Raw genomic sequence first — 24598 nt, 5'->3', positions numbered from 1 at the left:
CCTTGACGGTCCCTGACGCGTCCTTGACGGGGACTACCTCGGCGTTTACGGGGTCCTTACACTCTGTGTGACGGCAACAACCCCAACTCTTCACGCCACGGCGTGAGAACTTGGGCGAGCAAGATCACTCTGAGCGACCAGGTTTCGGCCCGGGCCGCACGGACGGACCAATCACCTTCAACCGCGTTGATTCATTTCACGCCATGAGGAATGTATTTTTCACTTCGCGTGGGAGACGCGGGTCCGGACGACGAGGAGGTCGACGTGTGCGGCATTACCGGCTGGGTGGGCTTTGCACGCGACCTGACCAGTGAGCGGGCCACACTGGAGGCGATGACCGCCACCCTGCGCGACCGGGGACCGGACAGCGGCGACACCTGGTTGGACCAGCACGCCGGGCTGGGCCACCGCAGGCTCGCGGTGATCGACATCGAGGGCGGCGCCCAGCCGATGACCGCGGACACCCCCGACGGCCAGGTCGTGCTGACCTACAGCGGCGAGGTCTACAACTACGTCGAGCTGCGCGCCGAGCTGCGCCGCAGGGGCCACGCCTTCCGCACCGCCAGCGACACCGAGGTGGTGCTGCGCGCCTACCTGGAGTGGGGCGACGCGCTGGTCGACCGGCTCAACGGGATGTACGCGTTCGCAATCTGGGACACCCGTGTCCAGCGCCTGCTGCTGGTCAGGGACCGCCTCGGCGTGAAGCCGCTGTACCTGTACCGCACCGCGGACGGCGTGCTCTTCGGCTCCGAGCCCAAGGCGATCCTCGCCAACCCGCTGGCCAAGCGCGCCATCGGCCTCACCGGTCTGCGGGAGCTCTTCGCGTACAGCAAGACCCCCGGCGAGGCCGTCTGGGCCGGGATGCGGGAGCTCAAGCCGGGCAGGCTCGCCATCATGGACCGCTCCGGCCTGCGGGAACGGGCCTACTGGCGGCTGGAGGCCGCCCCGCACGAGGACAGCACCGAGGAGACCGGCGAGCGGATCCGCGAGCTGCTCGACGACATCATGCGCCGCCAGCTCGTCTCCGACGTGCCGCAGTGCGTGCTGCTCTCCGGCGGCCTGGACTCCAGCGCGCTGACCGGCCTCGCCGCCAGGCACATCGACCCGCTGCGCACCTTCGCCGTGGACTTCGTCGGGCAGACGGACAACTTCACCGCCGACGTGCTCCAGGACAGCCCGGACGCGCCGTTCGTGAAGGACGTCGCCGAACACGTCGGCACCACGCACACCGACATCGTGCTCGACCACGCCACGCTCGCCGACCCGGAGGTGCGCAGGGCGGCGGTCGCGGCGAGGGACGTCCCGATCGGCCTCGGCGACATGGACAACTCGCTCTACCTGCTGTCCAAGGCGGTCCGCGAGCACTCCACGGTGGCCGTGTCCGGCGAGTCGGCCGACGAGGTCTTCGGCGGCTACTGGTGGTTCCACGACCCGGGCATCCAGCGCGGCGGGATGTACCCGTGGGTCTCCGGCCCTGGCGGGCAGCAGAGCACCGGGCGGCCGCTGCTGCGCGAGGAGCTGCGCGAACAGCTGGACATCGGCGCGTTCCTGGCCGACGGTTACGCGGAGGTGCTGGCCGAGTCGCCGGTGCTCGACAGCGAGGACGAGCACGAGCGGCGGATGCGCCGGATCTCCTACGCCCATCTGACCCGGTTCCTGCCGTACATGCTCGACCGCAAGGACCGGATGAGCATGGCCGTCGGCCTGGAGGTCCGGGTGCCGTTCTGCGACCACCGGCTGGTCGAGTACGTCTTCAACGCGCCCTGGTCGATGAAGACCCACGACGGGCGGGAGAAGAGCCTGCTGCGCTCGGCGGTCCTGGACGTGATCCCGCGGTCGGTGGCGGAACGGCGGAAGAGCCCGTACCCCTCGACCCAGGAACTGAAATACGTCCTGGCGCTCCAGGAACAGGTCGAGGAATTGTTGAACGATCTAAGTAATCCAACGTTCAACATTATTGACGCGAGCTGGGCTCGTGAAATCGTTTCCAGGGAACCTGGGTCGCTCAATCGAGTGGATCGCCTGTTCACAGAACGCCTGCTAGACATCGCTGCGTGGCTAGGCATTCACCGACTTGACCTACACCTAACTTGACTGAGGCTCACCCAGAAGAGAAAGTTGTGAGCGGCTACAAACGCGCACGGCCACGGGCCCGAGGCGTTCGATGTCCTCCTCTGAACGGATGACAGCTGAGTAGTAACCCGTTCAGGCGAGCAAACAGTCACCCTCGGGTGAACCGGAGCACTTTTTGTACTCCGGTCGGGCGCTTGAGACCCCGATTGATGGACTTAACCGTGACGCGTTGGTAATGTCCTGATTATCCGGTGTTGTTGGTGAAGTTCTGCCTGGATGAAGCCGGGGTAATCACAGCGCGGTGACCCCTGGGGGAGGATTCGGATGCACGAGCGGGAGTTTCGAGCGTTCGTCTCGATCGCGGACCTTGGTCGCATGGACCTGGCCGCTAAGTCCTTGGGTTATTCCCAGCCAGCGATCAGCTACCAGATCAAGTCCCTGGAGCAGTCTCTCGGCACCAAGCTCTTCACCCGCGATCCAGCGGGTGCGAGGTTGACCCGAGAGGGACAGATGATCTTGCCTTCGGTTCGAGCGGTGCTCATGCTGATCGACAGCATCAAGGAGCTGTCGGTTCGCAACAACGAGCCCGTGCCCACCACGAGCTTCGAGTGGGCGACGAGCCAGCTGCGCTCCAGCTGAGAACAACCTTCCCCGTGACCACGACATGGCAGCAGGTCACGGGCCGATGAGAACGACGTGAGGGGCGGTCCCGACGGGGACCGCCCCTCACGCATGTCCGGGGTCCGGCGACACCACCCGTTGGTGGAAAGTTTCCATCACCCCATCGTGAAGATCAACGGGGTCGGGGCTGGCACCTGGGGCAGGAGAAGGACGACCGGTTCATGAACGCCTCGCGGATGATCGCGGTGCCGCACCGCCCGCACGGCCGGTTCTCCTGGCCGTAGGCGGCCAGCGACCGGTCGAAGTAGCCGGACTGCCCGTTGACGTTGACGTAGAGCGCGTCGAAGGACGTGCCGCCCGCGACGAGGGCTTCGCGCATCACCTCGGTGGCCGCTTCCAGCAGCTCCCCCGCCTTCGCGCGGGTCAGGCCGGCCGTCTGGCGAGCCCAGTGCAGCCTCGTGCGCCACAGGGCCTCGTCGGCGTAGATGTTGCCGATACCGGAGACCAGGGTCTGGTCCAGCAGCGCGCGCTTCACCTCGGTGCGGCGGCCGCGCAGCGCGGCAACACCGGCGGCGAGGTCGAACTCCGGGTCGAGCGGGTCGCGGCCGATGTGCGCGATCGGGACGGGCAGCAGGCCGGAGCCCTGGGCGACGAGCTCGGTCAGTGCCAGCCCGCCGAACGTGCGCTGGTCGACGAAGCGCAGCTCCGGACCGTCGTCGGCGAAGCGGACGCGCACCCGCAGGTGGGTCTCGTCCTCGGCCCCGACGGGCTGGACCAGCATCTGGCCGCTCATGCCGAGGTGCGCGACCACCGCGTCGGCGGAGCCGTCGAGCTCGATCCACAGGTACTTGCCGCGACGGCGGGCGGCGTCGAAGCGCCTGCCGGTGAGCCGGGCGGCGAAGTCGGCAGCCCCCGGGACGTGCTTGCGCACCGCGCGCGGGTGCAGCACCTCGACCTGTGACACCGTCCGGCCCGCGACATGGCGCTGCAAACCGGCACGAACGACCTCGACCTCGGGAAGCTCGGGCACGCCCCGTCCTCTCACGCGTCAACGGCACCGGGTGCGGACGCGTGAGAAGAGGATCAGGTGGCGTCGGCCGCCTCGGCTTCTGCGGCGACCCTGACCTGCTCGGAGAGGATGCGCCAGGCGGCCTCGGCGGCCTTCTGCTCGGCTTCCTTCTTCGTGCGGCCCTCGCCGGTGCCCTGCGGGTTGCCACCGACGACGACGGTGGCGGTGAACTCCTTGCGGTGGTCCGGCCCCTCCTCGGCGACCCGGTACTCGGGCACGCCGAGCCCCGCCGCCGCGGTGAGCTCCTGGAGGCTGGTCTTCCAGTCCAGTCCGGCACCGCGCCGGGGCGCCTCTTCGAGCAGGCCGTCGAAGAGGCGGTGCACGAGCGTGTGCGAGACCTCGATGCCGTGCTCGAGGTAGACCGCACCGATCACGGCTTCGAGGCCGTCGGCCAGGATGCTCGGCTTGTCCCTGCCGCCGGTGAGCTCCTCACCCTTGCCCAGCAGCAGGTGCGCGCCGAGCCCACCCGGCCCGAGGGTGCGCGCCACGCCGGCCAGCGCGTGCATGTTGACCACGCTGGCGCGCAGCTTGGCGAGCTGCCCCTCGGGAAGGTCCGGGTGCGCCCGGTACAGGTGATCGGTGATCACCACGCTCAGCACCGAGTCACCCAGGAACTCCAGCCTCTCGTTCGGCGGCAGGCCGCCGTTCTCGTAGGCGTAGGAGCGGTGGGTCAGTGCGAGCGTGAGCAGCTCGGAGCCCAGTTCGACTCCGAGCGCGGTCAGCAGCGGGGCGCGATCGGGCGCGAGTCCCCGCGACGTCCTGCTCCCCACGATCTAGTCTCCCGCCCTGGTCAGGCGGGGGTGACGACCTGGCGGCCGTCGTACTGGCCACACTGCGGGCAGGCCACGTGCGGCAGCTTCGGTGCCCGGCAGGCGCGGTTCGAGCAGGCCGCCAGGGTCGGGGCGCTGGTCTTCCACTGGGCTCGGCGCGAGCGGGTGTTGGACCGCGACATCCTGCGCTTGGGGACGGCCACGACTAGTTCTCCTCTGAGTTGTTTCCAGCCTCGCCGAACCGCCCTTGCAACGCGGCCCAGCGAGGGTCAATCGTCTCATGCCCGTGGTCCGGGCCGAGATCGGCCAGCTTCTCACCGCACTCCACGCACAGCCCCGGGCAGTCCGGGGAGCACAGCGGAGCCGCGGGCAGGGTCAGCACGATGGTGTCGCGCGCGACCGGCTCCAGGTCGAGCAGGTCGTCGACGAGCCTGCTGACCTCGTCCTCGTCCGTACTGACCTCGGTGGCGCTGTCCGGGTAGGCGAACAGTTCGGTGACCCGAACCTCGACCTCCCCGCTCAGCGGGTCCAGGCAGCGGGAGCACTCCCCCACGGTCGGCCCGCTGACCGTACCGGTGACGAGCACGCCCTCGACCACGGACTCCAGCAGCACGTCGAACTCGACCTCGCCGCCCGAGGGGATGCCGATGACGTCGACCATGCCGAAGTCGCTGGTGGCCTCGAACTTGCGGTGGTAGCCACGGCTGCTGCCGGGTCGCCGTCCCAGGTCCCGGGTGTCGATGACCCACGGACCGGTCGGCGGCCGCTGCGTGGTGGCGCTGGTGCGTTCAGACATGAGTGTGATGTGCGCGGCCGTGGTCGGTTGGCGGCCAGCCCGCCCAGGGTACGGGACAGGGTGGCCGTGAACGAAATCCGTTCACCGCCTCCGCCCCCGGTTCACGCGCTGAATGAGTCCTTCAGCGAATCCAGCGCCCCGAACGCGGCTTTGGCGTCGTGACCGCTGACGTGAGCACCGCCACGTCGGCGCATCGGGAACGGGTTCTTGGCGGTCTCCTGCGCACACCACCACCACACCGCCGCGCCCTCCCTCCGAAGGCCACCACGCGTGCCCGCTCGTTCGCGTTTTGTCACCTTTACGCGAATTGGGAGCGCTTTCTCGCGCGTTAAGTTGCCAAAACGCGGAAATCTTGACGACGCCAGCCCGGACACGCGCACCGCATCGCGGTGTCGGAACGGCTCTCGGGAGGCGGGCTAGTAGCCGCCGCGGTGGCGGGGACGGCCGCCGACCGGCTCCTCGTCCTGGTAGTCGAAGACGGTGTCGCTCGAACCGGGACGACCGCGGAGCTGGGCCCGGCCCTTGCCGACCGTGCGCATCGTGCGGCCCAGCAGGTCCTCGAACTCGGCGAGCTTGCTGTCCACGTAGGCGTCGCACTCCGAGCGGAGGCGACTGGCCTCCTGGTTGGCGGCGTCGACCACGCGGGCGGACTCGCCGTGCGCTGCCCGGACCACCTCGGTCTGGTCGACCATGCGGGCCTGCTCGGCGCGGCCCTCGTCAACGGAGCGCTCGTAGGAGGCGCGGCCCGCCTGGATCATCCGCTCGGCCTCGGCCTCGGCGCGGCCGACGGCGTCCTCGTACTCGTGCCGGGCGGCCGCGGCGATCCGCTCGGCCTCCGCCTCGGCGTCGGCGACCATGCGCTCGGCGTGCGCCCTGGCCTCGGCGAGCAGCCGGTCCGCCTCTTCACGTGCCTCGGAGACCGTCTGCTCGGCCTCGGCGCGGGAGGTGCTGATGCTGTGCTCGGCCTGCTGCGCGGCCTTGTTGACCACCTCGTCGCGGTGGTCGAGCACGTCCTGAGCGTCGTCGAGCTCACCGGGAATGGCGTCCCGGATCTCGTCGAGCAGTTCGAGGACGTCGCCCCGGGGCACGACACACCCCGAGGTCATGGGCACGCCACGCGCCTCCTCGACGATCGTGACGAGCTCGTCAAGCGCCTCGAAGACCCGGTACACGTGCCACTCCTCGCCCCGCTGTCGGCTTCCCGCCGCCCAGTCTGCCGTGCCCGGCGGCCGGACGGCGGGATCTCGCCACGCGTGTCAGGCGTTGATGTTGACGAGAACGAAGCTCTTGTAGTGGTCGGCGGTGTAGAAGTACTCGCCGGCGGTGCCGGTCACGATCCGCTTGGCGCCGCGGTGACCGATGCCGGGGGTCTTGACGGTGAACTCCTTGTAGTAGGAGGCCGCGCACTTCGGCAGCAGGTTCTCCCGGTTGCCGAAGGTGGTGCCGTCCTGCGGGTACGGGTACGGGCCGTTCTTCTTGATCAGCTTGACGGTGTCGTCGGCCTGGTCGGGCAGCGCCGAGAGGTTCTTCTTGGTGTAGGAGGAGGTGTCGCCGCACGACGGCTGGGCGGCACTCGTGAAGGGCTGGGCAGGGACAGCGGAAGCTACCGCGGGGGACAGGGAACCCAGGGCCACCAGGACGGCCGCGAGCAGGGTCTGCGCAACGCGTGCTGTGATCGGCTTCATAGGGCGGACGGTAACTATCCAGCATGATCGCCCATAGACACCGATCTGAACTTTCGAAGGCGGGAAAACGACGTGCATACGGAAGTAGGTACCTTCAGAAAGGCATCTGCCAAGGACGTTCCAGTCATTGTCGCGATGCTCGCCAATGACCCGCTCGGCGCGAAACGGGAAAACCCCGGCGACCCCGCCTACCTGCGCGCTTTCGAAGAGATCGACGCCGATCCGAACCAGCTGCTCGTCGTCGCCGAGTCCGGGGCGGAGATCATCGCGACGATGCAGCTGAGCTTCGTCCCCGGGCTGTCGCGGCGGGGAATGACCCGCTGTCAGATCGAGGCCGTTCGGGTCCGAGACGATCAGCGGGGTTCGGGCACGGGCGAAGCGATGATCCGGTGGGCGATCGCGCGGGCGAAGGAGCGCGGCTGCGGCTTGGTGCAGCTGACCACCGACGCCTCGCGGGAGGGCGCGCGCCGCTTCTACGAGCGCATCGGCTTCGAGCCGAGCCACGTCGGCATGAAGCTGGCCCTGTAGCGATTACTGGCCCTGTAGCGGCTAGCGGGTCTCGGCCAGGCGGCTGGCGAGCCGCTCGTCGATCGCGGCCGGCAGCAGGTGGGAGACGTCGCCGCCGTAGGTGGCGACCTCCTTGACCAGGGAGCTGGACAGGAAGCTGTAGACCGGGTTCGTCGCGATGAAGACCGTGTCGATGCCGGACAGGCGCTGGTTCATCTGCGCCATCTGCAGCTCGTACTCGAAGTCGCTGACCGCGCGCAGGCCCTTGACGATCGCCTGGATCTCGTTGGCCTTGCAGTAGTCCACCAGCAGGCCGTACCAGGAGTCGATGCGCACGTTCGGAAGGTGCGCGGTGACCTCGCGCAGCATGTCGATGCGTTCCTCGACGGTGAACAGGCTGCGCTTGCTCTTGTTGATCATCACCGCGACGACGATCTCGTCGAACAGACCGGCCGCCCGCTCGATGATGTCCAAGTGGCCGTTGGTCACTGGGTCATAGGAGCCGGGGTAAACGGCACGCCTCATGGGCGGACCGTAACAGGACTCGGAGTTCGCGCCACCGGTTGAATCCGGCGAGTGGGAAGTGTCACCCGCCCTCACCGGCCGAACGGAGCACGGGCGCCGGTGGGAGTATTGCCGCGTGACACGAATCGTTGCCGGGACCGCGGGCGGACGGCGGCTGGCGGTGCCACCCAAGGGAACCAGGCCGACATCGGACCGGGTGCGCGAAGCGCTGTTCAGCGCGCTGGAGTCCATGGTGGACCTGGACGGCGCCCGGGTGCTCGACCTCTACGCGGGATCGGGCGCGCTCGGGTTCGAGTCGCTGTCCCGGGGAGCGGCGACGGCGACCTTCGTGGAGTCCGACCGCCGGGCGAGCGATGTCCTCCGCCGCAACGCGGCCGACTTGGCCCTGCCTGGCGCGGACGTCCGGACGGGCACTGTGGACACAGTCCTGTCGACAGGCGCGGCCACCCCGTACGACGTGGTCTTCGCCGACCCGCCCTACGACCTGACCAACGAGGCGCTGCACAAGGCCCTCACGGTGCTCGTCGAGTCGGGCTGGACGGCGCCTGGCACGGTCGTCGTGGTGGAGCGAGCCCTCCGTAGCGGAGACCCCATCTGGCCGGATCCGCTGGAGCCTTTCCGCACCCGCCGCTATGGCGACACAGCTCTGCACTGGGCAGAACATCCGACCCCCTGACTCCGCCAATGCCGCTACTGGCGCTTTGCAAGCGAATGGGGCGGAGTGCTCTTGTTGCCAGTGAGGGGCATTTGCACCGTCGTCGCAATGGGTTTTACGACGTATGTTGCCGCTCGTGGGTGTGTTCGGGAATCGCGTTTATCGGCGGCTCTTCGTCGCCCAGGTGATCGCGCTCGTCGGGTCCGGGCTGGCGACCGTCGCGCTCGGGTTGCTGGCGCACCGGCTCGCCGGGGGTGATGCGGGCGCGGTGCTCGGTGTCGCGCTGGCGATCAAGATGGTGGCGTACGTGTTCTTCGCGCCGCTGGCCACCGCGCTCGCCGAACGGCTGCCTCGGCGGGCGTTCCTGGTGGCGATGGACGTGTTGCGGGCAGTCGTAGCTCTCGCGCTGCCGTTCGTCACGCACGTGTGGCAGGTGTACGCGCTCATCATCGTGTTGCAAGCCGCTTCCGCGTCGTTCACGCCAACGTTCCAGGCCACTGTTCCCACCGTGCTCACCGATGAGGACGAGTACACGCGCGCGTTGTCGCTGTCGCGCTTGGCCTACGAGCTGGAGAGCTTGGTGAGCCCCGTGCTCGCGGCGGCGTTGTTGACGGTGGTCGGTCCGAGTCAGCTGTTCGTCGGCACCGCGATCGGCTTCGCCGGGTCGGCGGTATTGGTGCTGAGCGTCGTGTTGCCCAAGCCGGTAGCGCGAGAAGGGAAGCCCGTTGGCGGACTGCGGGTGTACCTCGCCACACCGCGGTTACGGGCGCTTGTGGGGCTCAACCTCGCGGCTTCGGCGGCCGGAGCGATGGTGCTCGTCAACACTGTCGTGGTCGTGCGTGAGGACTTGGCGCTGACCGATTCGTTCGTCGCGTTGACGCTCGGCGCCTACGGGGCAGGTTCGATTCTCGGCGCGCTGCTGCTGCCTCGCGTGCTATCGCTACTCGGTGAGCGACGCGTGATGCTCGGCGGCGGCTGTGTACTGGTGTTCGTGCTTGCCGTGAGCGCGCCACTGCTCCACATGTCGTGGGCAGTAGTGCTCGGAGCCTGGGCCGCGCTCGGTGTTGGCTGCGCTGCGGTACAGACGCCTGTGGGGCGGCTCGTGCGGCGTTCGGCGACGCCCGGGGGTTGGCCCATGTTGTTCGCCGCGCAGTTCACCGTGTCGCACGGCGGGTGGTTGGTGACGTACCTGCTCGCAGGGTTGTTCGGCGCGTGGGTGGGGATGCCGAGCACCTTGCTGGTGCTGGGCGGGGTCGCGGCCTTCGGTGTGGTCTTCGCGCTGTGGGTGTGGCCGATGCACGATCCGTCCACTGTGGAGCATGTGCACGACAACCTCGAAGCGGGCGACCCGCACCTGCGGGACGCCGTGCTGACCGGGCGCGGGTGGGTGCACACGCACGAGTTCGCCATCGACCGCGTGCACCCCCGCTGGCCTCAGCGACCGAGGTAGGCGCCCCCGTTGACGTGCAGGATCTGGCCGGTCATGTGGCCCGCTTCCGGTGAGCACAGGAACTCCACCGCCGCCGCGACGTCACCCGGAACGCCTGCGCGGCCGTTCATGGTCTGGTCGACCAGCATCGTCCTGCGGGACTCGGACAGGGTTCCGCCGAAGAACTCCGTCTCCTCGATCAGGCCCGGCGAGACCACGTTCACGGTGATGCCGCGCTTGCCGAGCTCCGCGGCGGTCCCGGCGGTCCACGCCTCCACGGCGGCCTTGGCCGCGCCGTAGCCCGCCGCGCCCCGGCGTGCCGCGATCGAACCGATCGTGACGACGCGGGCGTCGTCGACCAGGCGCGGACGGAGAGCCTCGGTCACCAGGACCACGCTGATCAGGTTCGCCTCGATGTTGGCCAGCCAGGCCGCGCGCAGCGCGACGAGGTCGCCCTCCGCCGGGGGCGTCGCGCCCCGGTCGGTGTTGCCGCCCGCGTTGTTGACCAGGACGTCCACCCGCTCGGGCAGCTCGGCCAGCGCGGCGGTCACGGCCTCGGGGTCGGTGGCGTCGAAGGCGACCGGGCGCGCGCCGATCTCCTTCGCCACCTCCGCGAGCAGCTCGGCCCGGCGGCCCGTGATCACGACATCCAGGCCTTCCGCGGCGAAGCGCGCCGCGACCTCCCTGCCGATGCCGGTCGCTCCGCCGGTGACCACTGCCGTGCGTGTCATCGCTTCTCCGTTTCCAGTACTTCGCCGATCGCTTCCAGGAGCGGGACGAGCGTGGCCAGCTCGGCGTCGTCCGTGGTGACGCACTCGGTGACCGCCGCCCCGACGACCGTCCACCCCGGGCTGAGCCGCCGGACGTGCTCGGCGAGCAGAGCCACGCCGATCCCGCCCGGTTCCGGATACGTCATGCCGCCGAACTCCTCGGGGGACAACACGTCCAGATCGATGTGGAGGTAGACCTCCCGGTTTCCCAGCAGGTCCAGAGTGATGCCGATGATGTCCTCATCGGCTTCCAGATCGGCGCACTCCACCAGGGTGACCGGTCTTCCGTCGGTACCGGCGCCGAGCAGCGGTCGTTCTCCGTCGTCGATGCTGCGCGCGCCCGCGAGCACCGCCCGCCGCTCCCCCAGCGCCGACCGCAGGACCATGCCGTGGAAAGCGCCGGACGGTGAGGACTCCGGGGTGTTGAGGTCGGCATGCGCGTCGAACCACAACACCGACGTCTCGGAGCCGAGCAGCTGGACCGGCACGAGGTCGACAGCGCAGTCCCCGCCGATCGTCAGAACCGGACCGTCCACATCGGACAGCACCGCGCGCTGCGCCTCCTGGTGGTCGAGCAGCACCGCGTGGTTGGCGATCCCGCCGACGGTGGGTGAGGTGTCGGTGCGCACCGGGACCTCGCGCACGTCGACGTCGAGGACGCGACTGGCGAGCCCGGCCAGCGCGCGGCAGCCGGGCGGCAGCCCGGACCGGCGCTCGACGAGCGCGCCCTGGAACTGGGGAACCGCGTGGATCTGCACATCCCCGAGTCTGCACACGCGAAGAGCCCGGCAGTAGCGATTTACCGCCGGGCTCTTCGTGAGCGTTCGATCAGGTCAGCTCGATGAGCAGGTCCCCGCCCTCGACCTGCTGGACCTTGCCGATCGCCAGCCGCTTGACCTGGCCGGCCTTGGGCGCGGTGATCGCCGCCTCCATCTTCATCGCCTCGATGGTCGCCACGGTCTGGCCCGCGTCGACCTGGTCGCCCTCGGCCACCGCGACCGTGACCACACCGGCGAAGGGCGCTGGCACGTGGTCGGGGTTGGACCGGTCGGCCTTCTCGGCGGCCGGGATGTCGGCGGCCACCGAGCGGTCGCGGACCGAGATCGGCCGGAGCTGGCCGTTGAGCGTGGCCATCACGGTGCGCATACCCCGGTCGTCGGCCTCACCGATCGCCTCAAGGCCGATCAGCAGCCGCACGCCCTGCTCCAGGTCGACCGAGTACTCCTCGCCCGGTCGCAGGCCGTAGAAGAAGTCCTTGCTGCGCAGCACGCTCGTGTCGCCGTAGGCGTCGCGGTGGGCGTTGAACTCCTTGGCCGGGCCGGGGAACAGCAGCCGGTTGAGCGTCCTGCGGCGGTCGGTCTCCAGGCCCCTGCGGTCGTCGTCGGTCAGCTCGGCGACGCGGCGCGGGGCGGAGCGGCCCGCGAGGGCGCGGGCGCGGAACGGCTCCGGCCAGCCCCCCGGCGGGTTGCCGAGCTCACCGTGCAGGAAGCCGATCACCGAGTCCGGGATGTCGAACCGGCCCGGCTCCGCCTCGAAGTCGGCGGGCTCCACCCCCGCGCCGACCATGTGCAGCGCCAGGTCGCCGACGACCTTGGACGAGGGGGTGACCTTGACCAGGCGGCCGAGCATGCGGTCGGCGGCGGCGTAGGTCGACTCGATCTCCTCGAACCGGTCGCCGAGGCCGAGCGCGATGGCCTGCTGGCGCAGGTTCGACAGCTGCCCGCCGGGGATCTCGTGGTGGTAGACGCGGCCGGTCGGCGAGGCGAGCCCGGACTCGAAGGGCGCGTAGACGCGGCGCACGGCCTCCCAGTACGGCTCCAGGTCGCAGACCGCCTGGAGGTCCAGCCCGGTGGCGCGCTCGGTGTGGTCGGTCGCGGCCACGATCGCCGACAGCGACGGCTGCGAGGTGGTTCCGGCCATGGACGCCGCGGCGCCGTCCACCGCGTCCACACCGGCCTGGATGGCGGCGAGGTAGGTGGCCAGCTGACCGCCCGCGGTGTCGTGGGTGTGCAGGTGCACCGGCAGGTCGAACTCCGAGCGCAGCGCCGTGACCAGCGTGGCGGCGGCGGGTGGGCGCAGCAGCCCGGCCATGTCCTTGATCGCCAGCACGTGCGCCCCCGCCCGGACCATCTGCTCGGCGAGGCGGAGGTAGTAGTCCAGCGTGTAGAGCTGCTCGGACGGGTCGGAGAGGTCGGCGGTGTAGCAGAGGGCGACCTCGGCGAGCGCGGTCCCGGTGTCGCGCACGGCCTCGATCGCCGGGCGCATCTGCTCGACGTCGTTGAGCGCGTCGAAGATCCGGAAGATGTCGATGCCGGTTGCCGTCGCCTCCTCGACGAAGGCCTGCGTCACCGCCTCCGGGTACGGCGTGTAGCCCACGGTGTTGCGCCCGCGCAGCAGCATCTGCAGGCAGATGTTCGGCGCGGCCTCCCGCAGCGCGGCCAGCCGCTCCCACGGGTCCTCGGCGAGGAAGCGCAGCGCCACGTCGTAGGTCGCACCGCCCCAGCACTCCAGCGACAGCAGCTCGGGGGTCATCCGCGAGACGTGCGGGGCGACCGCGAGCAGGTCCTTGGTGCGCACCCGGGTCGCCAGCAGCGACTGGTGCGCGTCGCGGAAGGTGGTGTCGGTGACGCCGACCGCGGGGTTGGAGCGCAGCCAGGCCGCGAAGCCCTCCGGGCCGAGCTCGACCAGCTTGTTGCGCGAGCCGGGGGCCGGGGCGTCCAGGAGGTTGGCAGCAGGCAGCTTCTGCACCGGGTCCACAGTGGACGGACGAGCGCCGTTGGGCTTGTTCACCGTCACGTCGGCGAGGTAGGTCAGCAGCCTGGTGCCGCGGTCGGCGGAGTGCCGCGCGGTCAGCAGGTGCGGGCGCTGCTCGATGAACGCGGTGGTGACCCGGCCGTCCAGGAACTCGTCGTCGTCCAGGACCGCCTGGATGAACGGGATGTTGGTGGACACGCCGCGGATGCGGAACTCGGCGATGGCGCGGCGGGCGCGGCGGACCGCTCCGGCGAAGTCGCGGCCCCGGCAGGTCAGCTTCACCAGCATCGAGTCGAAGTGCGCGCTGATCGCGGCGCCCGCGTGCGCGGTGCCACCGTCGAGCCGGATGCCCGCGCCACCCGGCGAGCGGTAGGCGGTGATGCGGCCGGTGTCCGGGCGGAAGCCGTTTGCCGGGTCCTCGGTGGTGATGCGGCACTGCAGCGCCGCGCCGCGCAGGCGGACCGCGTCCTGGGTGAGCCCGAGTTCCGGCAGCGTGGCCCCGGCGGCGATGCGCATCTGCGACTGCACCAGGTCGACGTCGGTGACCTCCTCGGTCACGGTGTGCTCGACCTGGATGCGCGGGTTCATCTCGATGAAGACGTGGTTGCCCTCGCGGTCGACGAGGAACTCCACGGTTCCGGCGTTGACGTAGCCGATGTGCTTGGCGAAGGCGACCGCGTCGGCGCAGATCCGCTCGCGCAGCTTCGGGTCGAGGTTGGGCGCCGGGGCGATCTCGATGACCTTCTGGTGCCGCCGCTGCACCGAGCAGTCGCGCTCGAAGAGGTGGATCACGTTGCCCTTGGCGTCGGCGAGGATCTGCACCTCGATGTGCCGGGGCTCCACGACGGCCTGCTCCAGGAAGACCGTGGGGTCGCCGAAGGCGGACTCGGCCTCGCGCATGGCGGCTTCCAGGGACTCCCGCAGCGCCGCGGGCTCCTCGACCCGGCGCATGCCGCGCCCGCCACCGCCCGCGACGGCCTTGACGAAGACCGGGAAGCGGATGTCCTCGGCGGCGGCCAGCAGGGTGTCGACGTCCGAGGAGGGCTCGGAGGACTCCAGCACCGGCAGCCCGGCCGCGCGCGCCGCGGCGATGGCCCGCGCCTTGTTCCCGGTCAGCTCCAGCACCTCGGCAGTGGGGCCGACGAAGGTGATGCCCGCGTCCGCGCAGGACTGCGCGAGGTCCGGGTTCTCCGACAGGAAGCCGTAGCCGGGGTAGATCGCGTCGGCGCCCGCCTTGCGCGCGGCCTTGATGACCTCGGCGACCGACAGGTAGGCGCGCACCGGATGGCCGGGATCACCGATCTCGTAGGACTCGTCCGCCTTGAGGCGGTGCAACGAGTTGCGGTCCTCGTGCGGGAACACCGCGACCGTTCCCGCGCCCAGCTCGTAGGCGGCGCGGAACGCCCGGATGGCGATCTCTCCTCGGTTGGCGACGAGGACCTTCGCGAACATGCCGGCTCCTCACGGGTCGTGCCTCGGGGTCGGTCGAGGCACCGTATCGTCGTCTCCCGCCGTACGGGAGGGTCGTCCCAGGTGACGGACTTCATCCTGATCGATTCGCCGGACCTTCGCGACTGCCGACGGGCTGTGGTTCCGGTCACGGACTACATCTCTGGTTTTCTCGCGGGCCGAGGCGGCTACCCCATCGGTCGGACCTTCGGCCGAAGACCCGCTCGCGGGGTCGAGCGTCAGCACGGTGGAGAAGAGATGCGATTCACGTCACGTGGAGCCCTTGCCTTGTCCGCGGCGCTGGTCCTCGGGCTGGTCGGTGTCCCAGCCGAGGCCGGGTACCCCCTCTACTCGGCGACGACGAGCCCGGCGGTCGCCACCGGTGCGGACGGGCTGTCGGAGGTCTTCGCGCCCGGCCCGGGCAACGCCGTCCTGAACCACCGGCGGGAGCTGGCGGGCGGCTCCTGGGGACCGTGGGAGGCCTTCGGCGGACCCACTGAGGGAGCCCCGGCGGTGGTCAGGAACGCGGCGGGCCTGCTGGAGGTGTTCGCGCTCGACCACCGGGACGGCAAGGGCGACGAGCGGATCCGGCACCGCGCCCAGCTCCCCGGCGGGGCGTGGGGCGAGTGGTCGGACTTTGGCCGCGCGGCCTCGGTCCCGGTGATCGCCGACGGCGCGACCGACCTGTTCGCCGTGGCGACCGGTGGGACGAAGCTGCTGCACCGAGCGCGCTCCGGCTCCGGTTGGGGCCCGTGGGAGGAGTTCGGCGAGGGTTCCGGGCTGCCCGCGGTCGCTCGCGGTGGCGACGGTCAGCTGCGGGTGTTCACCACCGTCTCCGGACAGCTCATGGGACGGACCCAGACGCCCGCCGGGTGGAGCCAGTGGACCCCGCTCGGCGGCCCGACCGACGCGCACTCCCCCGTCGCGGCCTCGACGCCCAGCGGTGTCGTCGTGTTCGTGACGGCCGACCAGCGCGTGCACGAGTTGCGCGACGGGTGGTCGGTGCTCTCCGAGCCGGTGAGCGGGCGGCCATCGGTGGGGCACAACGCGGACGGCCGCCTGGAGGTGTTCGTGGTCGGCCGCGACGCGAGCAGCGTGCAGCACCGCAAGGAGACCGCGACCGGCTGGGGCCCGTGGCAGACCTTCGACGGCTCCAGCGCGGTGTGCTCGCCCAGCGTGACGTCCATTGTGGATGGACGGCTGGGGTTGTTCACGCTCGCTCCGGCCGGTGAGGCGATCACGTTCCGCGAGCAGACCACACCCGGTGGGACGTGGGGCCCGGCGCAGGTTCTCGACGGCCCCGCCAGCTCCCGCTGCGAGTAGTCAGCGGAGCTGGTTGACCGCCGCGCGCAGCCACGGCTCGGCGAACGCGGGCTCGGCGGCGATGGCTCTGACCAGGCGGTCGCGGTTGTTTCGACCGGCTTCGACCAGCGCGACGGCCTCCGCGAGGGCTTGCCGGGTGTGCTGGCTGTGGTCGGGGGTCGTGGCGTTCGGATCGGCCCACAACCACCGGGCGAACGAGCGCGTCAGTTTCGTCTGGCGGTCGGCGAAGTAGCTGTAGACACCGGCGTCCAGTGAGACGTTTCCGATCGCGCTCGCCGGGACTTCCTCGGTCCATTCAGCGTGCTGCTGCCAGCGGAACGTGTTCGGGCTCGTCCGCTTTCGGCAGGTGAGGCCGAGAAAGCGGAGTTTGCGCCGGATGACGTCCCAGGTCTCGCGCTCGTCGGAGATCCACCGACGCAGTTCCCCATGAAGGCACTCGTACGTTCCGCCACTGCTCACGATGTCGACGAACACGGCCGGGCGGCGTCCTCGCGCGAGCCGATGCGGTGTGAGCCCCGACGCGGACATGTTGGCGCGCAAGCGTTCTGTCTCCTGCTGGTCGAGGAACCCCGTCCAGGCGTTGATCGCGCTGAGCGATACCGGCAACTGGTGCAGTCGTTGCGCCCGGTCCGTGCCCGCGAGCGCTCCGCTGAGGAAGTCGAAAACGCTGTCCGCCGAGCGGCCGACGAAGTAGATCTCCCCGTCCGCGCTGCGCGCCAGCACCTTCGCCGCGCAGTCGATCAGCTCGTCCAGGAACCACAGGTCCGGCGGCTCCGTCCCGTCCAGCAGCGTGCCCAGCTGGTCCGGGCGCACGAGGTCCCACCGGAAGGGTCGGTTCGCCTCGTGGTCCACGCGCTCATCGCACCACAGAACCCGGCCTCGACGCCCGCCCTTTTCGAGCGAGACAAGAACGTGACAAGTTTGCCTTTGAAGCGCGTTGACAACCGCGCTTACCACCTTCTTCAGTATTCCCGGCAGACCACGAACACTCAGCAAAGGTGAAACATGAGAATCGCCCCCGTCATCGCAGCGGTCGCCTTGGCAGTCACAACACTGGCACCGACAGCCTCCGCGAACTCGCAGGCCACTACGGCCTATTCACCCTGCGGCTACTTCGAAGCAGGCGATGGTGCCTGGTACAACCACTGCACGAGCGACGGCAGCTGGATCAAGATCCTCGTGGACTACAGGACCGAGGATGGGGTGGTGCGGTGCGTCGGGCCCGGCGAGACTTTCCTCGGCGCGGTCTCGAGAATCCAGAACGCCTGGTACATCGGCCTACGCTGCTGATCTTCGCCACGGCGAGCGTCAGGTCTTCTCCAGGAACTCCGCGTGCTCCTCGTGGATGAGGTCGGAGACCATTCCGGCGAGCCCGGGGTGGTTCAGCAGCTCGGGATCGGCCGCGACGACGTCGTCGGCGGCCACCCGGGCGGCCTCGATCACGTCCTCGTCCTCCAGCAGCGACAGCATCTTCAGCGTCGACCGCGTTCCCGACTGCGCCGAACCGAGGATGTCGCCCTCGCGGCGCAGCTCCAGGTCCAGCCGGGCCAGCTCGAAGCCGTCGGTGGTCGCCGCGACCGCCTCCAGGCGCTGCCTGGTCGTCGTGTTCGCCGGGATCTCGCTGACCAGCAGGCACAGCCCGGCGGCGCTGCCCCGGCCGACCCGCCCGCGCAGCTGGTGCAGCTGGCTCACGCCGAACCGGTCCGCGTCCATGATCACCATCACCGTGGCGTTGGGCACGTTCACGCCGACCTCGACCACGGTGGTCGCGACCAGCACGTCCAGCTCGCCCGCGCCGAAGGCCCGCATCACCGCGTCCTTCTCGTCGGTGGGGAGCTTGCCGTGCAGCGCGCCGATCCGGAGACCACGCAGCGGGCCGCCTGCCAGCCCCGGCGCCACGTCCATCACCGCGAGCGGCGGGCGACGGTCGCTCTCACCCTTGGGCTCCTTGGGCTCCTTGGGTTCCTTCGCCTCCTTGGCGCTCTTGGCCTTCTTCTTCGGGGGCGCCTCGTCCTCATCGCCCTCGGTCTCGCCGATGCGCGGGCAGACCACGTACGCCTGGTGGCCCTTGGCGACCTCCTCGCGGATGCGCTGCCACGCGCGGTCCAGCCACGCGGGCTTCTCCGCGACCGGCACCACGGAGGTGGAGATCGGCGAGCGCCCCTTCGGCAGCTCGCGCAGCGCGGCCACCTTCAGGTCGCCGTAGACGGTCATCGCCACCGTGCGCGGGATCGGCGTCGCGGTCATGACCAGGATGTGCGGGCTACCGCCGTTCGCAGCGCGCGTGCGCAACGCGTCGCGCTGCTCGACGCCGAAGCGGTGCTGTTCGTCGACGACCACCAGGCCGAGGTCGGCGAAGCTCACCCGGTCCTGGATCAGCGCGTGCGTCCCGATCACGATGCCAGCGGCGCCGGAGGCCGCGTCCAGCAGCGCCTGCTTGCGCTCCTTCGCCCCCATCGCCCCCGTCAGCAGGGTGATCCTGGTCGCCGTCTCCGGCGCTCCGAGCTCACCGGCGCGGGCGAGGTCGCCCAGCATCTCCCGCAGCGACCGGGCGTGCTGGCCCGCCAGGACCTCGGTCGGCGCGAGCATCGCCGCCTGACGGCCCGCGTCCACCGCCTGGAGCATCGCCCGCAGCGCCACGAGCGTCTTGCCGGAACCGACCTCGCCCTGCAGCAACAGGTTCATCGGGTGGTCGGTGGACATGTCCGCCGAGATCAGCTCGCCGACCTCGCGCTGGCCGTCGGTCAGCGTGAACGGCAGCACCGCGTCGAAGGCCGCGGCGACCCCGTCCCCCCGCAACGGGCACCTCGGGGCGAGACGACTCACCGCGGAGTGCCTGCGCTGCGCGAAGACCAGTTGCAGCGCAAGGGCTTCGTCCCACTTGAGCCGCTGGCGGGCGCGGGTGACCTCGGCCCAGCTGTTCGGCTGGTGGATGCGGCGCAGCGCCTCCGACAACCCGGACAGCTCCGCCTCGGCGAGCATCTCCTCCGGCACCGGGTCGGCCACGCCGTCCCACTGGTCCAGAACCTGCCGGACGCAGTTCGCGATGGTCCAGGTCTGGAGGTCCTTCGTCGCCGGGTAGACCGGGATGAGCCCGCTGGCGAACTCCTGCAACGCCGAGCCGTCCCCCTCCTCGCCGTCACCGAGCAGCTTGTAGTCGGGGTGGGTCAGCTGGAGCTTCTGCTTGTACTGCGAGACCTTGCCCGAGAACATCCCGCGCGTACCCGGCAGGAGCTTGGCCTGGTGGTGCTTCTGCTTGAAGAAGGTGATCGTCAGCTGCGCGCGGCCGTCGGTGAGCACCGCCTCGGTGATGTCGCCCGGCCGGTTCACCATCCGCCGGGTCGAGCACGACCTGACCTCGGCCATGATCGACACGTGCTCGCCGATCACCAGGTCGGCGATGCGCGTCAGCTCCCCCCGCTCGGCGTAGCGCCGCGGGTAGTGCCGCAGCAGGTCACCGACGGTGGTCAGTTCGAGCGCGGACTCCAGCGCCTTGGCGGTCTTCGCGCCGAGCAGCCGGTCCAGCTTGTCGTCCCAGGAAGCCATCGACACCATTCAATCGCCTCCCACCGACAGTGTTCATCCGACGCCCAGTTCACTCGACGCCCAGGAGCAGGACCGCATCGGGTTGCCCGCCGGGATACGCGGCGAGCTCGACCTCGGGCCGGGTGTGCCGCAGGTGGTCGGCCAGCGCCTCGGCGACGCCGTCCGGGGCACCGGCCCCCAGCACCGCCGTCACCAGTTCCCCGCCCGCCGCGAGCATCCGGTCGGCCAGTCGGCACGCCGCCGAGGTGACCGCCGCGGCGGGCTCGATCAGCACGACCTCGCCGTCCACCATGCCGAGCACGTCCCCGGGCTGACAGCGGCCGACCCAGGTCAGCGCCTCCCGCTGGGCGATCAGCAGCTCACCGCGCCTCGTCGCCGCGGCGGCCTCCGCCATCGCCACCACGTCGTCACCCGGCCGCCGCGCGGGATCGTGCACCGCCAGCGCGGCGAGGCCCTGCACCGCCGAGGCCGTGGGAACCGCGACGACGTCCTGTCCGGCTTGGGTCGCTTGTGCACACGCTTCGTCCACCACGGCGGTGAGATGCGTGGAGTTGGGCAAAAGCGCCACGTGTGCGGCGCGGCTGCCGCTGATCGCGGCGAGCAGGTCCGCGGTGTCCAACGCCTGCGCGGGCGGCACGGTGACCACCACGGCGCCTTCACCCCGGAACAGCTCCGCGATGCCTTCTCCGTCCACAATTGCCACAACCGCGCGGTCGCGCACGAAGTGCTTCGGCGCAGCCTCGACCTGGTCGGCGAAGCGCACCACGGTGATCCGGTGCGGACGCCCCGCCTCGACACCGGCTTCCACCGCCGCGCCCACGTCGTTGCAGTGGACGTGCACGGTCCACAGCCCCGCTCCGTCCGGAGCGCCGTCGGCGACCACGGACACGCAGTCGCCCAACGCGGCCAGTTCCGCGCGCAGCTTCGTAGTACGCCGGTTGTCGCTGCTGTCGAGCAGGTACATGACCTCGTACTCGAAGTCGGTGGAGCCGCCCTCGCGCTCCGCGTGCAGGTCCTCCGCCAGGCGCGGCACGCGCCGCGGCCCCGCGGGACGCTCGAAGCGCTCGCCGGTGACCACTTCGGCGAGTGAGTCGAGCAACACCACCAGCCCACGACCGCCCGCGTCGACCACGCCCGCCCTGGCCAGCGCGGAGAGCTGCCGCGGGGTCTCGGCCAGCGCCTCGGCCGCGGCCCGCGCGACCACGACCACGATGTCGCCGAGGTCGTCACCAGGGCAGTCGCGCGCCGCGGCCGCGGCCGCGTGCAGCACCGTGAGAATCGTGCCCGGAGCAGGGTCGGCCACTGCGGCCACCGCGAGCGCATCGGCCCTGAGCAGCGCTTTCCTGATGCTCTCGCCACCTGCCGTCGCCGCGCCCGACCACTCCTCGGAGAGCCCGCGCAGCACCTGGGACAGGATCACGCCCGAGTTGCCGCGGGCGCCCGCGAGCGCTCCTCTGGCCAGCGCGGCGACCGCGGTGCCCGCGTCCTCCGCCGCGTCGGCCCTGACCAGCGCCTCCAGCGCGGCGCGCATGGTGTGCAGCAGGTTGGTCCCGGTGTCGGCGTCGGCGACCGGGTAGACGTTGATCCGGTCGATCTCGTCGCGGCTCGCGTCCAGCGCGTCGACGCAGGTCACGGCCCATCGGCGCACCGCAGCGGCGTCCAGCACTCCCAGCACCCGCACCATCCCCGCGTCAGCCAGCTCGAACGTGGTCGGCGATCACCAGCATCGGAGCGTACCGACGGGGGCGGTTTGGATGCGCGGACCGACTCGGGATAACCTGTGCGGGCTGTCCAACTCGGATATCCGAGTCGATGGTGGACGGCCTCATGCCAAGACCTACACCTGGGTCTTGACGTTCTCATTGCACGACAACGGTTGAAGGAGCGCCCGACATGGCTGCCGTGTGCGACGTCTGCAACAAGGGGCCGGGCTTCGGCATGTCGGTCTCGCACTCCCACCGGAGGACGAACCGCAGGTGGAACCCGAACATCCAGACCGTGCGCGCGAAGATCGGCATCTCGCAGCGCAAGCGTCTGAACGTGTGCACCTCCTGCCTCAAGGCCGGCAAGGTCGTCCGAGGCTGACGCACTCGCTCTGAGCTGCGCGAAAGACCCGGGTCGGACTCAGTCCACCCGGGTCTTTCGCCGTGCCGCGACGCGGTGGGCGACCACGGCCGCGGCCGCCGAGCCGGTGACCTGGCGCACGCCACCACCACATTCGGCACCGCGTCGGCCGCGATCAGCGCGACTCCCATGAGCACTCCGCCGACGCCGAGCGACCTCAGCAACGCCCGCTGACCGGTCGCCCGCGCGCCGATGCGGTTGGCCAGCAGCTTCCCCGGGCCCCAGCAGGCCGACGTGATCCCGAGGGCCACCCAGCCCGCCAGCAGCACGACCGCGGCACCGCGCTCGGGCTAGCAGAACGCGATCAACACCGCGAGCACCGGATCGACCAGCACGGGGACCAACCGCGGCGACCGTGAAAGGCCGTGCCCGGTGAGCGAGAACACCAGCGCGAGGGTGGTGAGCGGTGCCGAAGACCGAGACTTCGACACCGCTCACCACAAGCAGCAGATCGCGCCGGTTGCCCGTTATGGCAGCTTCCACTCGACCGGCTGCGCGCCCTGCTCCTCCAACAGCTGGTTGGCCTTGCTGAACGGCCGCGAACCGAAGAAGCCGTTGTGCGCCGACATCGGGCTCGGGTGCGCGGACTCCACACACGGCACGTTCGGCATGATCGGCCGCAGGTTGCGCGCGTCGCGGCCCCACAGGATCGCCACCAGGGGCTTGTCCCGCTCGGCCAGCGCCCTGATGGCCTGCTCCGTGATCTCCTCCCAGCCCTTGCCACGGTGCGCGGCGGGCTTGCGGGGCTCCACGGTCAGCGCCCTGTTGAGCAGCAGCACGCCCTGGTCGACCCACGGCGACAGGTCACCACTGGTGGGCAGCGGCAGGTCGAGGTCCTGCTGGTACTCCTTGAAGATGTTGATCAGGCTGGCCGGCGGGCGCACGCCAGGCGCGACCGAGAAGCTGAGCCCGACCGCGTGCCCCGGCGTCGGGTAGGGGTCCTGGCCGACGATGAGCACGCGCACGTCGTCGAAGGGCTGCTGGAACGCGCGCAGCACGTTCTCCCCCGCTGGTAGGTACTCCCGGCCCGCCGCGATCTCCTGGCGCAGGAACTCGCCCATCGCGGTGATGCGGTCCTCGACCGGTGCGAGCGCCTTCGCCCAACCGGCATCCATGATCTCGTTCAACGGTCGTCCAGCCACGGGCCGTGACGATATCGGTCCGCACTCAGCCGAGTTCGGCCGCTACCGCCTCGACCATGGCCGTGCGCAGCCACGCGTCGTCGCGCACCCGCGGCTGGTGCTCCATGTGGTAGAACCGCCCGCCGATCTCCCTGGTGTGCTTGGCCTGCGGGTTCTTCGTGGCCCCGACCGAAGGCCAGTTCTCCCCGTCGAACACCTCCGCGCGCACGCCCGCGGTGGTCATCCGCTGCGCGATGCGGTGAAGCTCGCCGTGCGGCTGCGCGCTGCCGTTGCTGAGCACCACATCGGGATAGCCGCCCTCGACGAAACCGTGGTACTGCAACACATGCGTGCTCGCGGTGCTCAGCTGCTTGTGCACTGCTTGGAAGAGGCTGCTCGGATTCCGCGCCATGTCCGACAACGGCTCCCTCCCGTTGTGCGGCCGACCGTTGGCATACCGATGCGTTCCGGCGACAAGGAGCGCGGACGCCTGACATCGGTGAAAGGCCTCAACACCGAAGTCCGGCGTGTACTTGTCGAAGCGCGGATGCGGCACCTCTACCACCACATCACGCACAACGACCGGACGGAGGTAGTAGGAACCCCAGCACCGCTTATAAGCCGCTGTTTCGCGCACTAGGTAGAAGGTCCCGTGCACGGGGTCGCGAAGCTCCGCAAGCTCGTAGTCAACGCGCGCCAGCAGTGCGACCGCTTCGTCAAACCGACCAGCGCTGGCAGCGGTGATACCGGCCGCCGCCACCGCGACCTCTTCCGGCCGTCCTACGACGAACCTGTCACTTCCTTCACCTGGCAGCCTGTTGTTCTCTTCAAGGACGTGGTCGAGCAGCGGCTGGTCGATCAGTCCAACCTCCGGAGCTTGTTCCGGTACTCGAGGATGTTCGCCACGTACATCGCGACGGGAATGTCCACTGTGTCCTCGGCGACCTCGAAGTTCTCCCGGATCCGCGCCGGAACACCCAGTGCCATGCGGCGGCTGGGCACCTGTACGCCGAAGGACACCACCGCACCGGCACCGACGACAGCGCCCGCGCCGACCTCCGCGCCGTTGAGCACGACGGAGCCGGAGCCGATCAGGCAGCGGTCGCCGATGGTCGCTCCCTCGATGTGCACGTTGTGCCCCACAACGCACTCCGCGCCGATCAGCGTCGGATGGATCGGCGTGCAGTGCACCACGGTGCCGTCCTGGACGCTCGTGCGCTCGCCGACCTCGATCCTTCCGTAGTCACCGCGCAGCACCGCCTGCGGCCACACCGAGGCGTGCGCGCGGATCACGACGTTGCCGATCACCGTGGCATCGGGGTGCACGTAGGCATCGGGATGCACGTCCGGTTCGAGCTCACCGAGAGCGTAAATGGCCATG

At 70.1% G+C, this 24598-nt stretch carries 26 protein-coding genes; 9 read left to right on the top strand and 17 right to left on the bottom strand.

From position 1 onward, the window contains the following. Positions 1-264 precede the first annotated feature (264 nt). Positions 265-2094 (top strand): asparagine synthase (glutamine-hydrolyzing), encoded by a 1830-nt coding sequence (gene asnB / locus ACFFQA_RS29325; protein ID WP_377859898.1) that lies wholly within the window; start codon positions 265-267, stop codon positions 2092-2094. A gap of 303 nt (positions 2095-2397) precedes the next feature. Beyond that, complete coding sequence (locus ACFFQA_RS29320) at positions 2398-2712, top strand: LysR family transcriptional regulator (RefSeq protein WP_030430557.1); 315 nt, start codon at positions 2398-2400, stop codon at positions 2710-2712. Between the two features lie 154 nt (positions 2713-2866). On the opposite strand, the gene mutM is transcribed toward ACFFQA_RS29320, so the two are convergent. The 6 genes from mutM to ACFFQA_RS29290 form a co-directional block, all read right to left on the bottom strand. Then, positions 2867-3724, bottom strand: coding sequence for a bifunctional DNA-formamidopyrimidine glycosylase/DNA-(apurinic or apyrimidinic site) lyase (gene mutM, locus ACFFQA_RS29315; RefSeq protein WP_377859283.1), 858 nt, complete (start codon positions 3722-3724; stop codon positions 2867-2869). Positions 3725-3777: 53 nt separating this feature from the next. After that, complete coding sequence (rnc, locus tag ACFFQA_RS29310; protein ID WP_377859280.1) at positions 3778-4533, bottom strand: ribonuclease III; 756 nt, start codon at positions 4531-4533, stop codon at positions 3778-3780. Positions 4534-4553: 20 nt separating this feature from the next. Beyond that, a complete protein-coding gene (gene rpmF / locus ACFFQA_RS29305; RefSeq protein WP_377859277.1) occupies positions 4554-4736 on the bottom strand; it encodes a 50S ribosomal protein L32 in 183 nt (60 codons plus the stop codon). A gap of 2 nt (positions 4737-4738) precedes the next feature. Next, a complete protein-coding gene (locus ACFFQA_RS29300; protein ID WP_377859274.1) occupies positions 4739-5329 on the bottom strand; it encodes a YceD family protein in 591 nt (196 codons plus the stop codon). Positions 5330-5745: 416 nt separating this feature from the next. After that, complete coding sequence (locus tag ACFFQA_RS29295) at positions 5746-6501, bottom strand: DivIVA domain-containing protein (protein WP_377859271.1); 756 nt, start codon at positions 6499-6501, stop codon at positions 5746-5748. 84 nt (positions 6502-6585) lie between these two features. Beyond that, positions 6586-7014, bottom strand: a complete 429-nt coding sequence (locus ACFFQA_RS29290) for a guanyl-specific ribonuclease (RefSeq protein ID WP_377859268.1) — start codon at positions 7012-7014, stop codon at positions 6586-6588. A 135-nt stretch (positions 7015-7149) separates the two neighbouring features. Between ACFFQA_RS29290 and ACFFQA_RS29285 the strand changes: the two genes are divergently transcribed. Then, on the top strand, positions 7150-7542 hold the full coding sequence (locus ACFFQA_RS29285; protein ID WP_377859896.1) for a GNAT family N-acetyltransferase: 393 nt from the start codon (positions 7150-7152) through the stop codon (positions 7540-7542). A 21-nt stretch (positions 7543-7563) separates the two neighbouring features. Here ACFFQA_RS29285 and coaD read toward each other — a convergent pair whose 3' ends face one another. Then, on the bottom strand, positions 7564-8046 hold the full coding sequence (gene coaD / locus ACFFQA_RS29280) for a pantetheine-phosphate adenylyltransferase (protein WP_377859265.1): 483 nt from the start codon (positions 8044-8046) through the stop codon (positions 7564-7566). A 115-nt stretch (positions 8047-8161) separates the two neighbouring features. Between coaD and rsmD the strand changes: the two genes are divergently transcribed. Together rsmD and ACFFQA_RS29270 are read left to right on the top strand one after the other, a co-directional pair. After that, positions 8162-8722, top strand: a complete 561-nt coding sequence (gene rsmD / locus ACFFQA_RS29275) for a 16S rRNA (guanine(966)-N(2))-methyltransferase RsmD (RefSeq protein ID WP_377859262.1) — start codon at positions 8162-8164, stop codon at positions 8720-8722. A gap of 115 nt (positions 8723-8837) precedes the next feature. After that, positions 8838-10151, top strand: a complete 1314-nt coding sequence (locus tag ACFFQA_RS29270) for an MFS transporter (RefSeq protein WP_446681693.1) — start codon at positions 8838-8840, stop codon at positions 10149-10151. On the opposite strand, the gene ACFFQA_RS29265 is transcribed toward ACFFQA_RS29270, so the two are convergent. From ACFFQA_RS29265 to ACFFQA_RS29255, 3 genes are read right to left on the bottom strand one after another with little or no spacing between them, the layout of a single operon-like run. After that, positions 10136-10861: an SDR family NAD(P)-dependent oxidoreductase gene (locus ACFFQA_RS29265; protein WP_377859256.1), complete on the bottom strand. Its 726-nt coding sequence runs from the start codon at positions 10859-10861 to the stop codon at positions 10136-10138. The two genes, ACFFQA_RS29270 and ACFFQA_RS29265, sit on opposite strands and share 16 nt — an antisense overlap. Continuing rightward, positions 10858-11676: an arginase family protein gene (locus ACFFQA_RS29260; protein WP_377859252.1), complete on the bottom strand. Its 819-nt coding sequence runs from the start codon at positions 11674-11676 to the stop codon at positions 10858-10860. The genes ACFFQA_RS29265 and ACFFQA_RS29260 overlap by 4 nt, the downstream gene beginning before the upstream one ends. Before the next feature lie 52 nt (positions 11677-11728). Beyond that, a complete protein-coding gene (locus ACFFQA_RS29255; protein ID WP_377859249.1) occupies positions 11729-15106 on the bottom strand; it encodes a pyruvate carboxylase in 3378 nt (1125 codons plus the stop codon). 255 nt (positions 15107-15361) lie between these two features. Between ACFFQA_RS29255 and ACFFQA_RS29250 the strand changes: the two genes are divergently transcribed. After that, positions 15362-16426 (top strand): DUF8189 domain-containing protein, encoded by a 1065-nt coding sequence (locus ACFFQA_RS29250; protein WP_377859246.1) that lies wholly within the window; start codon positions 15362-15364, stop codon positions 16424-16426. Here the strand turns inward: ACFFQA_RS29250 and ACFFQA_RS29245 are convergent, their stop codons facing one another. Beyond that, entirely contained in the window at positions 16427-17278 is an 852-nt protein-coding gene (locus ACFFQA_RS29245) for a hypothetical protein (protein ID WP_377859243.1), read from the bottom strand. It abuts the gene before it with no gap. 153 nt (positions 17279-17431) lie between these two features. On the opposite strand from ACFFQA_RS29245, the gene ACFFQA_RS29240 reads away from it, so the two are divergent. Then, positions 17432-17716 carry a DUF6355 family natural product biosynthesis protein gene (locus ACFFQA_RS29240; RefSeq protein WP_377859240.1) on the top strand — a complete coding sequence of 95 codons (285 nt, stop codon included), beginning with the start codon at positions 17432-17434 and terminating at the stop codon, positions 17714-17716. An 18-nt stretch (positions 17717-17734) separates the two neighbouring features. Here the strand turns inward: ACFFQA_RS29240 and recG are convergent, their stop codons facing one another. Both recG and ACFFQA_RS29230 read right to left on the bottom strand, forming a co-directional pair. Beyond that, on the bottom strand, positions 17735-19972 hold the full coding sequence (recG, locus tag ACFFQA_RS29235) for an ATP-dependent DNA helicase RecG (RefSeq protein WP_377859237.1): 2238 nt from the start codon (positions 19970-19972) through the stop codon (positions 17735-17737). A 49-nt stretch (positions 19973-20021) separates the two neighbouring features. Beyond that, positions 20022-21656: a fatty acid kinase ATP-binding subunit FakA gene (locus ACFFQA_RS29230; RefSeq protein WP_377859234.1), complete on the bottom strand. Its 1635-nt coding sequence runs from the start codon at positions 21654-21656 to the stop codon at positions 20022-20024. A 209-nt stretch (positions 21657-21865) separates the two neighbouring features. Here ACFFQA_RS29230 and rpmB point away from each other — a divergent pair, with 209 nt between their 5' ends. Further along, positions 21866-22057, top strand: a complete 192-nt coding sequence (rpmB, locus tag ACFFQA_RS29225; protein WP_086825447.1) for a 50S ribosomal protein L28 — start codon at positions 21866-21868, stop codon at positions 22055-22057. A gap of 75 nt (positions 22058-22132) precedes the next feature. Continuing rightward, positions 22133-22270 carry a hypothetical protein gene (locus ACFFQA_RS29220; RefSeq protein ID WP_377859231.1) on the top strand — a complete coding sequence of 46 codons (138 nt, stop codon included), beginning with the start codon at positions 22133-22135 and terminating at the stop codon, positions 22268-22270. Between the two features lie 116 nt (positions 22271-22386). Here ACFFQA_RS29220 and ACFFQA_RS29215 read toward each other — a convergent pair whose 3' ends face one another. The 4 genes from ACFFQA_RS29215 to ACFFQA_RS29200 form a co-directional block, all read right to left on the bottom strand. Beyond that, the gene (locus tag ACFFQA_RS29215; RefSeq protein WP_377859228.1) at positions 22387-22527 is read right to left on the bottom strand and encodes a hypothetical protein; all 141 of its coding nucleotides are present in this window, start codon (positions 22525-22527) and stop codon (positions 22387-22389) included. 36 nt (positions 22528-22563) lie between these two features. Beyond that, complete coding sequence (locus ACFFQA_RS29210; protein WP_377859225.1) at positions 22564-23238, bottom strand: uracil-DNA glycosylase; 675 nt, start codon at positions 23236-23238, stop codon at positions 22564-22566. A 25-nt stretch (positions 23239-23263) separates the two neighbouring features. After that, on the bottom strand, positions 23264-23629 hold the full coding sequence (locus ACFFQA_RS29205; protein WP_377859222.1) for a hypothetical protein: 366 nt from the start codon (positions 23627-23629) through the stop codon (positions 23264-23266). 446 nt (positions 23630-24075) lie between these two features. After that, entirely contained in the window at positions 24076-24597 is a 522-nt protein-coding gene (locus ACFFQA_RS29200; protein ID WP_377859219.1) for a gamma carbonic anhydrase family protein, read from the bottom strand. Position 24598: the final 1 nt, after the last annotated feature.

It is taken from the genome of Allokutzneria oryzae (genome assembly GCF_042429765.1).
Taxonomy (GTDB): Bacteria; Actinomycetota; Actinomycetes; order Mycobacteriales; family Pseudonocardiaceae; genus Allokutzneria; species Allokutzneria oryzae.
This window is presented reverse-complemented; position numbering and strand designations above follow the sequence as displayed.